Here is an 11,194-nt window from a genome sequence, read left to right on the forward strand (position 1 = left end):
TGTGTCCATGGTTGCCGAATCCTTCCAAACCTACCTACGTCGCCGCCGTCGTTTGCTGGCCCGCCGTTTCAAGCACCAGCAGGGATGGGTTGTGGTTTTGGCTCTCTTGGCCTTGTACTTGCTCAGTTGGGATGTACTGGGCAAGAATAAACTGCTGCCGCTGCCGTGGTTAGTGGCGATCCCGCTGCTGGGGGGAGGGCTCTACAGCCTAGGGGCCGCGATGATCTGGAGACTGCGCCAGCGCTGGTCTACCCAGCTTTTGGCCGAGATGATTAGCTTGCCCCATTTGGCTTTGGCCGCCCTGATCTGGCTGGGGCTGGCTATTTGGGGAGAGCAGCTTTCCCCTTTCCTACTAGGCCAAAGAAACCAACTGTTGGCCGGCCTGGTGATTAGTTGGCTGGTGGCCCAGGGGTGGAGTTTTCTGCGTCCCACCTCGATGGGGGAGGTGGGACAACTGTGGGCCGATTACCTGCAGGAGTTGCGGGCTTCCCTGTTACAGCCCTGCTACCGCCGCCTGGAGGCCTGTCGCCAGGCGTTGCAGCTCTACCAGGCTATTTGGCAAGACCTCCAACTGGAAGAGCTGGAGGCCCAGCACCTGATCCAATTGCTGTCTGAATCCCTGCTGCCGCTGACCTTACCCCTCAAAGTCTACGCCCAACGGGTTCACCACTGTTGTCAGCAGCTAGCAGCCCTGCTGGCGCGGATGCAAGAGCAGGTCGAGCGGCTGGAGCAGGTGCTTTTGGAGGTGGAACTGGTGTTGGCCTCCCGTCAGCCCTTCCCGGCGCAGTCGCAACCCATTAACCTCTGGCTGGAGGAGGGGCTCCCCTATCAGGAGCTGGATTTGCAGGAGCTGGTTTGCTTGAATCAGGAACTGGTGGGGGCGGATCGCTCTTTGCAGGGCTTAACCCAGGAACTCAAGGGTTGGGCCGAAAAAGCCATCCCTGCTGCCTTGAAGCTGGGCCTGCCAGGATGACCAAAGCCAAGCAGACCCCCCTGTTCCCACCGGAGCCCCCAGATCTCAAAGCGCTGTGGGCAAGGTGGCTGGCAGATCTCGGTTGGCAACCCACGGAGCGCCAGCAACAGCAACTGCAGCAACTCTACCCCCTGGTGATGGCCGGCAACCGCACCCAAAACCTCACCCGCATCACCGACCCCATCGACTTCTGGGAAAAACACCTGTGGGACTCGCTGCGGGGCCTCTGCCTCCTGGGTCCCTGGGAGGTCATCCAAACCCAGCCCTGGCGGGGGATCGACGTTGGCACGGGAGCAGGCTTCCCAGGGATCCCAGCCCAAATTGCCCTACCCCAAGCCAGCTTTACCCTGCTAGATAGCACCCAGCGCAAGATTGCCTTTGTGCAAGGCGTTTTGCAGCAGCTTTCCCTCCCCCAGGCACGGCCAGTGGCTCAGCGGGCGGAAGTTTGGGGGCAAGACCCGCAGGAACGCGGCAGCTATGATCTGGCTCTAGCCAGGGCCCTAGCCGCCGCGGAGATCTGCGCCGAGTATTGTCTGCCCCTCCTCAAGGTGGGGGGACGCGCCATCCTCTACCGCGGCCATTGGACCCAGGCCGAAGCCCAAGTCCTGGAGCGGGCCCTCTCCCTTCTAGGAGGGAAATTGGTTCACGTTGAAGCCTTCACCACTCCCCACAGCCACAGCGTGCGCCACTGTCTGCTGCTAGAGAAAGTGGCCCCCACACCGGCTCTCTATCCCCGCCCGCCTGGCGTTCCCCAACGCCAACCCTTAGGGCGGAGCAAGCTTCCCCAAAGATGTCTGCAGAAAATCGAGGAGGGGGAGTTTGCAAATGCTGCTGCCAAGACTATGATGGTGGGGGCATCAGTTTCGGATCAAGCCAAGGGTCTAACCAGGCGAGCTTCCGAACTGAGCGCTAAAGGGTAAAGTTCGGAGTTCGCTAGGTTATGACCATTTTTGTCGGCAACCTGTCCTTCAAGGCCAGTGAAGAAGACCTACGGCGGGTTTTTGCTGAATACGGCACTGTCAAGCAAATCAAGATGCCAGTAGATCGCGAAACGGGCCGCAAGCGGGGCTTTGCTTTTGTGGAGCTGGAAAACGAAGCCGACGAGCAAAAGGCTATCGAAGAACTGGATGGAGCCACTTGGATGGGCCGCGATCTAAGAGTCAACAAGGCCCTGCCGCGGCAGGTTAGCACAAGCAGTAGCCGAGGGAATCGTTCCGCTCGCTTCTAGATCCTTAGGTTGCTGCACCGCTGCTGGGGATCCCTAGCTTCAACCCCAAAGGTGGGGGTTCAACAGGCTCAGCCAAACCAAGGAAGAGCAGGGGAGCCGCTCTGGAGTACCGGAAGGATAGCTGGGTAGCTCCCCACTTTTGCTGGCTCGGTTGAGCCCCAAAACAGCCATGAGGTGGGTCTTGCAGCGGCAAGTTGCCGTGGCGCCCGCTTGGAGTAGTCCTTAGGTCGTCCAACGGGTGGCCGCCTGGGAGCTGTCTGGGGGAGCTAGGCCCCCGCCTGGAAGCTGGAGGGGATTCCAGGCAAGGGGGCTGAGTTTTGTATGATAGGGGCTCAGACCCTCGTTTTCTCACGTTGTCCATGCCTGCTGCCATCCGTCGTCCTCCCCGTTCCCTCTACTGTGGCCAAGTGCGCCCGGCCCACATCGGCCAGAGGGTTACCCTCTACGGCTGGATCGACCGCCGCCGCGACCACGGGGGCGTGATCTTCCTGGATCTGCGGGATCGCTCTGGCATCGTACAACTGGTGGCCGATCCCCAGAAAACTCCCCTCTCCTATGAGCTGGCTAAGGAGGTGCGCAATGAATACGTGGTGCGGGTCACAGGCAGGGTTCAGCGGCGGCCTGAAGACGCCTTTAACCCCCGCCTGGCCACCGGCGAAGTGGAGGTCTACGCGGAGGAGCTGGAAATTCTCAGCCGTGTGGGCAAGCAGCTTCCCTTTAGTGTTTCTGGGGAGGAAGGGGAAGAGGTGCGGGAGGAGATCCGCCTGCGCTACCGCTACTTGGACTTGAGGCGAGAGCGCTTGTCTCGCAACCTGCAGCTGCGTCACCAGGTCATCAAGGCCATCCGCCGCTTCCTGGAGGATGAGGAAGGCTTTATCGAGGTGGAGACCCCCATCCTCACCCGCTCCACCCCCGAAGGGGCCAGGGACTACCTGGTGCCCAGCCGCCTCAATCCTGGCGAGTGGTTTGCCCTGCCGCAGTCGCCCCAGCTTTTTAAGCAGTTGCTGATGGTGGCTGGGGTGGATCGCTACTACCAAATTGCCCGCTGCTTTCGGGATGAGGATCTGCGGGCAGATCGCCAGCCGGAGTTTACCCAGTTGGACATGGAGATGAGCTTCATGGATCAGGAGGCAATCCTGGAGCTCAACGAGCGGCTCCTCTGCCACATCTTCAAAACCGTCAAAGGGATCGACCTCCCCCGTCCTTTCCCGCGGTTAACCTACGCCGAGGCCATGGCCCGCTACGGCTCCGACAAGCCCGACACCCGCTTTGGGCTGGAGTTGGTGGACGTTTCAACGGTGTTTCAGGGATCTCGCTTTCAAGTCTTTGCCAAAGCCCTGCAGCAGGGAGGAGTAGTCAAAGTTCTGCCGGTACCCGGCGGCGACGAGAGGATCTCCAACACCCGCATCAAACCCGGCGGGGACCTGTTCAAGCTGGTCACCCAGTACGGGGCAGGCGGCCTGGCCTTCATCCGGGTGCGGTCTGACAGCCTCGACACCATTGGTGCCCTCAAGGAAAGCCTTAGCCCTGAGCAGGAGAAGCAGTTGCTGCAGATGACCAATGCCAAGCCAGGGGATCTGCTGCTGTTTGGGGCGGGGCCGGCTGCCGTGGTCAACGAGTCGCTGGGCCGCCTGCGGCTGCACCTGGGCCAGGAGCTAGGCTTGATCCCGGAGAACGCCTTGAATCTTCTCTGGATCACCGATTTCCCCATGTTTGAGTTCAACGCCGAGGAAAACCGCCTGGAAGCCCTGCACCACCCCTTTACCGCCCCTCATCCGGAGGACTTGGCCGACCTAAAAACGGCGCGGGCCCAGGCCTACGATCTGGTCTGGAACGGCGTGGAAGTGGGCGGGGGATCCCTGCGCATCTACCAGCGGGAGATCCAGGAGCAGGTTTTCCAGATCATCGGCCTTACCCCTGAGCAGGCGCGGGACAAGTTTGGCTTTTTGCTAGAAGCCTTTGAGTACGGCACGCCGCCCCACGGCGGCATTGCCTACGGCCTGGACCGGCTGGTCATGCTGCTGGCAGGGGAAGATTCCATCCGCGATGTCATTGCCTTTCCCAAAACGCAGCAGGCTAGGTGTTTGCTCACCGGCGCCCCCTCTGGCGTTGAGCCCAAGCAGCTCAAAGAATTGCACGTGGCTTCCACCTATCAGCCCAGCTAAGGGATCCCTCCACCTGTGTGGGAGGATGGATAGGCATGTACCCCTACCTTTGGGTCTCCCTATGCTAGATCTGACCGGAAAGAAAGCCTTGGTAACCGGCATTGCCAACGAGCGCTCCATCGCCTGGGGCATTGCCCAGCAGCTGCACAAAGCGGGAGCTACGTTGGGGGTTACCTACTTGCCCGACGAGCGGGATCGCTTCAAAACCAGAGTCCAGCAATTGACGGAGCCCCTGCAGCCGGATTTTCTCCTCCCCTGCGACGTGCAAAGCGATCAGCAAATCAACGATCTGTTTCAGGCAGTAGCCCAGAAATGGGGTCAGGTCGATATCTTGGTTCACTGCCTAGCCTACGTCAAAAAAGAAGAGCTGAGCGGCAATTTTAGCGATATTTCTCGGGAGGGGTTTGCCCTGGCCATGGATGTGAGCACCTACTCCCTCATTGCCCTCTGCCGAGCCGCCAAGCCTCTTCTAAGACCTGGCAGCAGCGTCCTTACCCTCACCTATTTGGGGAGTGTGCGGGTGGTGCCTAACTACAACATGGCCGCTGTCACCAAAGCGGGCCTGGAAACCTGTGTTCGCTACCTGGCGGCCGAGCTGGGCCCCGCCGGGATCCGGGTGAATGCCATCTCTGCTGGGCCCATCCGTACATTGGCTTCCTCGGCCATTGCTGATTTTCATGCCATGCTGCACGCCGTCGAGGAGAAAGCCCCGCTGCGGCGCAACATCACGCAGCTTGAGGTGGGGAATGTGGCTGCTTTTCTGGCCAGCGACCTAGCCAGTGGTATTACCGGCCAGGTGATCTACGTGGATAGTGGATATAGCATCCTAGGTTTTTAAGCTCAGTGGGATCCCCCTGGCATGAACCGCTTCTCCCCCTTGCAGCGGCTGCTGCTTACTTGGATTTTGATTGTCATTAGCGGCTGGCTGGCCCTGCAAGTGGGCCAGCTGTTTGGCCATCTGCTCACCACCCTCCTGACGGCGGCGGTACTGGCTTTTTTGCTCAACTACCCGGTACAGGTCCTGCAGCGCTATCGGGTCAACCGCGTTGTAGCGGTGGCCTTAGTCTTTGCCCTCTCGGTGGTGCTGCTGGTCTTGGTGGGGATCGCCGTTGTGCCCATCCTAGCCAGGCAGGTGGTGCAGTTGGGAGCGCGGATCCCGGAGTGGGTGGATACTTTACAACATTGGCTTGACCAGATTAGCCTCTGGGCTGCCGAGCGCGGCATCAACCTTGGGCAGCCGGAGCTGGTGAACACTCTCCTTAACCGCCTGCAGGCCAGTGCCGAAAAAATTGCCGGCCAGTCCCTGGACCTCCTCCTGGGCACCTTTAACCAGGTGGTTGACCTGGTGTTGGTTTTGGTCTTGGCCCTCTACATGCTGCTCTACGGGGGCCAGTTCTGGCAGGGGTTGCTCAGCCTCTTTCCCAAGCCCTGGGGGCCACGCATTGGCGAAGCCCTGGTGCTGAGTTTTCAGAACTTTCTCATCAGCCAGTTGGTGTTGGGGTTCATTATGGCCCTGATGCTGGTGCCAGCGTTTGGGCTCCTGCGAGTGCCCTTTGGGCTTTTGTTTGGCCTCTTGATTGGCCTGCTGGAGGTGATCCCGCTGGTGGGGGGCTTCATTGGCATTGGTGCGGCAGCAGTGCTGCTGGCCTTCCAAGATATCTGGCTTAGCCTTAAGGTGGTGCTGGTCTCCTTGATTGTGCAGCAGATTAAGGATCGGGTCATCGCTCCCCGGCTAATGGGGGAGCTAATTGGCCTTAACCCAGTGTGGATCTTGATTGCCCTGTTGGTGGGAGCCCAGCTGGGGGGCATCCTGGGCGTGATTGTTGCCATTCCCCTCAGCAGCGTGGTGAAAAGTCTCTACGAGGTGGCCCGTTCCGCTGACTTGGCCGCCGAAGATGGCGAAAGGGAAACTCGCCGGGATCCCACCCTGCCCAAGCCAGAGACCCAGCAAGTCTAACCCCTTTCTCAGAGACGGCCCTTTCAGGCAGCAACCTAGCCCCGATCCCCATCTTTCCTGTCCCTAACAGAGAGAAGCTGGGGGCGTTGTTAGCGAATTTTTCCCTCGATAAAAGGCACTTCCAGCACCTTTTCGTGCTGGATGGGGCCATGGCCAAAGTAGCCCCCTTCCCCAAACAACTCGCCGTGGTCGGCAGTCACTGTAATGTAGGTGTTTTTGGGAACCAGATCGAACAGCTGCTCAAAGACCCCGTCTAGGTAGCGCACTGCCTCAATCTGCCGCTGGCGCAGCTCCTCCAACTGGGCGGCACTGAAAAAGGGGATCCCGTCCTCTTCCCCTTCATCCAGCCGCTTGAGCACCCCATTGACCCCCGAAAGGTGGGGCCACGAGCTGGGGTCCTCGTCGGGCAGAGCGTAGGGATAGTGAGTTTCGCCCACATTCAGCAGGTAAAAGCTAGGGCGATCCGGATCAAAGCGCAACTGCTCCACCATAGCCGCCATGTCGTTGTGGCGGGGCATGAGACGGTAGGAATCAAAGTCGCGATTGAGCAGGGTGCTGGGGTTGAGCACCGGCATGGAGACTAGGGCGTGGGTGGTGTAGCCCAGTTGATGCTTCAGTAGCGTTGGCAAATAGAGGTGCGGCAGCAGATGCTTGAACTCAATTGGCTGCCGAGTGCCAAGGCGCTCGTTGTAGCGCAAATACTCCTGCTTGTAGTGTTCGGAAGCAAAGACGTGGGTGGGGCTAGTATGGGGCAGCAGGCCCATGAGGAGGTTGTAGTGGGCAGGAGCTGTCCAGGAAGCGTAGCTCCAGCGCTTTTCCAGAGGGCCTAACTTCAGCAAGTGCTTGGGCTTAGCCGCCAGCAGGCTGTCGAAGCGGCAACTGTCCAGCACGATGAGCAGGTAGTTATTCTGCCCTTGAGGCTCGGGGCGAGGGGTGGGCTCAGAGGCAGGGGCTGCAGATGCTCTCCACCAGTTTAGGAATCCCATTCTTCCTCCTCCTCGGCAGCGTAAGGCCGCCGGACGATCCGCCAGCTGGGAGCTGCGGTGTCGTCCTCAGCTTCACTGGGTTCGGGGGCGGGATCGCGAATGCGTTCCGGCGGGATATTGGAATAGGAATAGCGGCCTGCTTGGGGATCCGGCAGATCTGGGGGCAAATAGTGGTCAGGGGGAAGCAGCTGCGCTTCCAAAAAACGCACCCGCTCGAGGAGTTGATTAAGCTTGCGGATTGCCTGTCGCTCCAACGCCCGCTGGTGTAGCTGCCAAGATCCCACGTACAGAAATCCCAAGCCCACTCCTACTCCATAGGCAGTCAAAAGCACCAGCGACAGGGGCAGAGCTGGGCTGGCCTGCCCAGCGACAATAACCACCGCTGCAGATCCCCAGTTTTGGACAAGGAAGATGAGCAAGGCCAGGATCCACAGGCCTAGGAGCAGGGAGCGGATGTTCTGGAGCATGGCCTCAACCTTTCCTCTCCCTTAGGCTACCATCAATCCCCTAGCAGGGGGCAGAGAGCCTCCAGCCAGGGTCAATTGAAGTGTTGGAGCCCCAGGTGGGGGCCACTTGAGCAGCTCTAAGGATAAAGGCAGCTAGGTTACGCAGAGCTTCCTCATCCATCCAGGAGGGAGGTACAGGACGGCAGCCGTAGCTGGGCTCGCTGCCATCGTAGCTGCGGGGTACTCCACGAGAGCATGACCACCGACTAACGCAGTCCACCGACGAACGCGCTGTGTCAAGCCACACCTAGACAGTTCCTTGGAACCAAGTCTCAAGGTTCCGCTTAGCACTATCCGGCTCTTTCACAGGGGTGGGTGCTTGAGCATTGGCAAACGACTCAAGTCGCTCAAGGACTACGTCCCGCTAACGCAAGCGGGCTTTTCCGCCCTGTACAAATCGCGCTAGCGGGACGGAGGGTTACCACCGGCTCAGTGGCCCGCAGATACTGGCTCACGTAGGGATCAATACGGGCTGCCACTAGGCTAGCTAGCCCTAGCCATACCAAAAGCAGGATCCCGGCCTATCTCCAGCTCGGGATCCGCCACCGGTTTGCCACTTGAGCTTGCCTAGACATCAGAGATAGGCCGAAAGATCACTGTGGGATTCACTCTTAGTGCCGCCCCAACCGGGCACCGTCTTAGCTTGAACCAAGATGTAGCCGGCAATTAACTTTAGATCCTCATCAGTGAGGTTGCGCAGGCGAGGATACTCACTTAGGAGCTGGGTGTTGGGATGGTATTCCACCAGTGACTCTACTCCATCATAGGTAACTGGGTTTTTAATGTAGTCCACAATTGCCAGCACGTTGTCACGAGGAGGTGTTGCCCCCGCTAGATCCGAAAGGCTCAAGGTAACATCTGGGTTGGGAAGGGTCTGGCCTCCTACGTGGCACTGGGCACAGGTTTTGTTAAAGAGCTGCTTGCCGCGGGCCAGTTGCGCCTCGGTAAAAGTAATAGTTTCAGTGGGCGACAGGGGAACCGGAGGGATCTGCCTGGCTGCCAGGGCCGGCCCCCAGGCAAACCCAGCCAGCCCCAAAGCCAGGATCCAAGCCAAAAACCGCCGCACTGCCACCAGCGCCTTCTGGAAAGAAAAGGACTTGCTAAACATGGTTCTCCACCAATCAATGACCTCAAAAAGAAAGGGGGTCGGCTCTGCTCCAGTGACAAACCCGCCACCAGGATCTAAGGATAGACTATTGCGGGATCACTTGCAGGCGGGATTCTCTGGGAGGTGTTCAGGATCCCCAGCGGCTAGGATTGGCTTTTAAACAGGTAGCATAAAGCTTAGCCTGCCCTCTGGAGGTTCTGGAGCGAAGTTCTAGGATTATTGCCCATGTCATCCTTCCAGTTCCAGCCGTTGCGGGTGGCCTTCACCTGCGCAGATCCCAGTCAAGTGCCGATCCCTGTCGCCGAGTTAGTAACGGCTCTGCCGGCCTCGCCACTTCTGACCTATACTGAGCCGGAAACAGCAGCTCTGCGGGTGGAGATTTTGCCGGATGCCACTTATTACTTTTACCGCCGCGGAGAGGCGGTGGCTCTGGCTGCTTTCCGGATCCCAGTGAAAAAGCCGCAGGCTCTGCCCCGCAAGCTGGTGCGGCTGTTGGAGCACGTGGCTGCCTTCGACAACCTCCTCAACCTGCAACCTGCCAGCGATGCCTTAAGCAACGTCCTGGAAGTGGAGTTTCTGCAACTGGAAACGCCAGCCAGCGGCTCCAGGCCTGCCGAAGTTAGCCCCCTGCCGCGGGATCCTCAGGGCCAAGTGCAAATCCAGGCAGGACGCAACCTGGCTATTGCCTTGCGGAATAGGGCCCTCACCCCGGTGCATGTCTATGTAACAGTCTTTGACGAACGGCAGTGCAGCGTCGGTTTAGTCTATCCCTACCAGCCGGACTTTCCTGCCCGCCTGCGCCCTAGCGAAAGCGTGTTAGTCGGCTCTGGCCCTCGCTATCTGCTGCAGATGCAACTGCCCGAAGACGCCGAGACAACGGTGGATCGCTTCAAAATCTGGGTCAGCAGTACTGGCATGCAGCCCGGCATCATGGCAATGCCCCCTTTAGGGCAAAGACTGGAGCCCCCCTCCGAAGATCCCTATGGATCAGGATCCCGTCTGGATCGGGAAGTTCGGCTGGCCATTTTGGGTAGAGCAGGCAGCACGCCCATGCCGGCTTTTGCCGAGGATCCCTGGTGGTGTATGGAGCAGGCTGTCAAAGTGGTAGCTTAGACTGAGTCTACCTCCTCACAATTCTGTACAGTAGAGACTCAACCTCCTCGACACTAATTGCTGAAAGATTATAGGAGGAGGAGATCCTACTTCTCGTCTCTTGATCAGCATCTGCCAAGACCAGAAAGACTTGATCTGGGCCGAGACCCAACCCATTTCGGAGGCGAGCCAAGAGTACTTCGCTGCCGGTCTTCGACTCTATCCAGTAGAATCGGTTGTTAATGTGGAAGAAGAGATCGATCTCAAAGTCGCTACCGTTGGGCAAAGTAACTTCCGCATTTGCGATGTAGGAAAAATCGATCTTCTGTCCCTGCTCTCTAGCAAACTTGATCAGTTGCTGTTTGACATATCTCTCCAGCCAATCTCCAGATAGGAACTTGATTGCCTCTGAAGACTTGCTTAGTTTTACCATCAGGGTTTTGGAGGATTTTGAGTAGTTATATTCCTCTAAGAAATTAACCTTATGTAGAGTGGAAGCAAGTTGGCAGCTATAATTTATCACTTCTGGGGGGTTGCCTTTTAAGCAAAGAGTCAAGCTCTTTTCTTCTCCAATGCCAGATTTAATTTCTTTGTAAAGCTTCTCAATCATCGAGTACCTCTGACCCATAAGGTTTGATATCCAGTTCAGCTTGTTATCGAGTTCCCCTTCTGCTGCTTTTTCACTATATGGAAGCAGGTTCTTCATCCTTATGTTCTTAGACCACAGAAATACCCCTATCTTCACCTGTTCACGGCTAATCGTCTCTGGCGGCAAACTCTTGAGTCGCGCGTCAGCAGTTCGCTCGTTAGTTTCCTTCGTCTTTTGAAGGCTAGAACTTGAGCTTAGATTCTGGGAAATTTTTTCTGTACTTTCTAACCTGCTCAGGATATTCTGCTGGTTACTTATGTTCTTAACTAGCTGATTTCTGTACTCAGCTAAATGCTGAAGGAAGTTTTGGTAACTTTCGGACAGACTTTCTGAGATATGAAGTTTGAAGCCCTCAAGGTCAGCTTGTAACTTTCTTAGAATCTCATCCAGTAACTGACTATTAGCTCTTTGAGTGAACCGGTGAAGTTGCAAAGCTATTGCCCTCTCAGTTTCTTTTCTCAAACCTCGATTCGTAGCGGTTCACTTCAGATCGCCTACAGGTATAAACGCCCAGGGAGAAACCAATAGCC

General features: G+C 57.8%; 11 protein-coding genes and 1 pseudogene. 7 read left to right on the plus strand and 5 right to left on the minus strand.

From position 1 onward, the window contains the following. The 6 genes and pseudogenes from NW827_RS08665 to NW827_RS08690 form a co-directional block, all read left to right on the plus strand. A partial coding sequence (locus tag NW827_RS08665; protein WP_414503575.1) for a hypothetical protein occupies window positions 1–973 on the plus strand: 973 nt, incomplete at its 5' end. Beyond that, window positions 970–1,743: pseudogene (rsmG, locus tag NW827_RS08670) on the plus strand (16S rRNA (guanine(527)-N(7))-methyltransferase RsmG); the annotation flags it as partial. The gene NW827_RS08665 and the pseudogene rsmG, both read left to right, overlap by 4 nt. A gap of 170 nt (window positions 1,744–1,913) precedes the next feature. Then, window positions 1,914–2,201, plus strand: a complete 288-nt coding sequence (locus tag NW827_RS08675; protein WP_414360146.1) for an RNA recognition motif domain-containing protein — start codon at window positions 1,914–1,916, stop codon at window positions 2,199–2,201. 359 nt (window positions 2,202–2,560) lie between these two features. After that, complete coding sequence (gene aspS, locus NW827_RS08680; protein ID WP_414403871.1) at window positions 2,561–4,366, plus strand: aspartate--tRNA ligase; 1,806 nt, start codon at window positions 2,561–2,563, stop codon at window positions 4,364–4,366. A gap of 61 nt (window positions 4,367–4,427) precedes the next feature. Further along, window positions 4,428–5,204, plus strand: coding sequence for an enoyl-ACP reductase FabI (fabI, locus tag NW827_RS08685; protein WP_414360150.1), 777 nt, complete (start codon window positions 4,428–4,430; stop codon window positions 5,202–5,204). Between the two features lie 21 nt (window positions 5,205–5,225). Further along, a complete protein-coding gene (locus NW827_RS08690) occupies window positions 5,226–6,323 on the plus strand; it encodes an AI-2E family transporter (protein WP_414403872.1) in 1,098 nt (365 codons plus the stop codon). Window positions 6,324–6,412: 89 nt separating this feature from the next. On the opposite strand, the gene NW827_RS08695 is transcribed toward NW827_RS08690, so the two are convergent. The 4 genes from NW827_RS08695 to psbV all read right to left on the minus strand — a co-directional run bounded on the left by NW827_RS08695 (window position 6,413) and on the right by psbV (window position 8,923). After that, window positions 6,413–7,309, minus strand: a complete 897-nt coding sequence (locus NW827_RS08695; RefSeq protein ID WP_414403873.1) for a sulfatase-like hydrolase/transferase — start codon at window positions 7,307–7,309, stop codon at window positions 6,413–6,415. Then, complete coding sequence (locus NW827_RS08700) at window positions 7,297–7,776, minus strand: LapA family protein (protein WP_414360157.1); 480 nt, start codon at window positions 7,774–7,776, stop codon at window positions 7,297–7,299. The genes NW827_RS08695 and NW827_RS08700 overlap by 13 nt, the downstream gene beginning before the upstream one ends. Window positions 7,777–7,816: 40 nt before the next feature. Then, window positions 7,817–8,062, minus strand: a complete 246-nt coding sequence (locus NW827_RS08705) for a hypothetical protein (protein WP_414403874.1) — start codon at window positions 8,060–8,062, stop codon at window positions 7,817–7,819. Between the two features lie 327 nt (window positions 8,063–8,389). Further along, window positions 8,390–8,923, minus strand: a complete 534-nt coding sequence (gene psbV, locus NW827_RS08710) for a photosystem II cytochrome c-550 (RefSeq protein ID WP_414360162.1) — start codon at window positions 8,921–8,923, stop codon at window positions 8,390–8,392. A 225-nt stretch (window positions 8,924–9,148) separates the two neighbouring features. Between psbV and NW827_RS08715 the strand changes: the two genes are divergently transcribed. Beyond that, on the plus strand, window positions 9,149–10,036 hold the full coding sequence (locus tag NW827_RS08715; RefSeq protein ID WP_414403875.1) for a hypothetical protein: 888 nt from the start codon (window positions 9,149–9,151) through the stop codon (window positions 10,034–10,036). A gap of 7 nt (window positions 10,037–10,043) precedes the next feature. Here NW827_RS08715 and NW827_RS08720 read toward each other — a convergent pair whose 3' ends face one another. Continuing rightward, window positions 10,044–11,126: a hypothetical protein gene (locus NW827_RS08720; protein ID WP_414403876.1), complete on the minus strand. Its 1,083-nt coding sequence runs from the start codon at window positions 11,124–11,126 to the stop codon at window positions 10,044–10,046. Window positions 11,127–11,194 lie beyond the last annotated feature (68 nt).

The sequence above is a fragment of the Synechococcus sp. H70.1 genome (assembly GCF_047502705.1).
Classification (GTDB): Bacteria; Cyanobacteriota; Cyanobacteriia; order Thermostichales; family Thermostichaceae; genus Thermostichus.

Bases quoted from the DNA above. Each gene is read 5' to 3' on its own strand.
- NW827_RS08675 (WP_414360146.1), top strand. From the start codon at position 1,914: ATGACCATTTTTGTCGGCAACCTGTCCTTCAAGGCCAGTGAAGAAGAC.
- aspS (WP_414403871.1), top strand. From the start codon at position 2,561: ATGCCTGCTGCCATCCGTCGTCCTCCCCGTTCCCTCTACTGTGGCCAA.
- fabI (WP_414360150.1), top strand. From the start codon at position 4,428: ATGCTAGATCTGACCGGAAAGAAAGCCTTGGTAACCGGCATTGCCAAC.
- NW827_RS08690 (WP_414403872.1), top strand. From the start codon at position 5,226: ATGAACCGCTTCTCCCCCTTGCAGCGGCTGCTGCTTACTTGGATTTTG.
- NW827_RS08695 (WP_414403873.1), bottom strand. From the start codon at position 7,309: ATGGGATTCCTAAACTGGTGGAGAGCATCTGCAGCCCCTGCCTCTGAG.
- NW827_RS08700 (WP_414360157.1), bottom strand. From the start codon at position 7,776: ATGCTCCAGAACATCCGCTCCCTGCTCCTAGGCCTGTGGATCCTGGCC.
- psbV (WP_414360162.1), bottom strand. From the start codon at position 8,923: ATGTTTAGCAAGTCCTTTTCTTTCCAGAAGGCGCTGGTGGCAGTGCGG.
- NW827_RS08715 (WP_414403875.1), top strand. From the start codon at position 9,149: ATGTCATCCTTCCAGTTCCAGCCGTTGCGGGTGGCCTTCACCTGCGCA.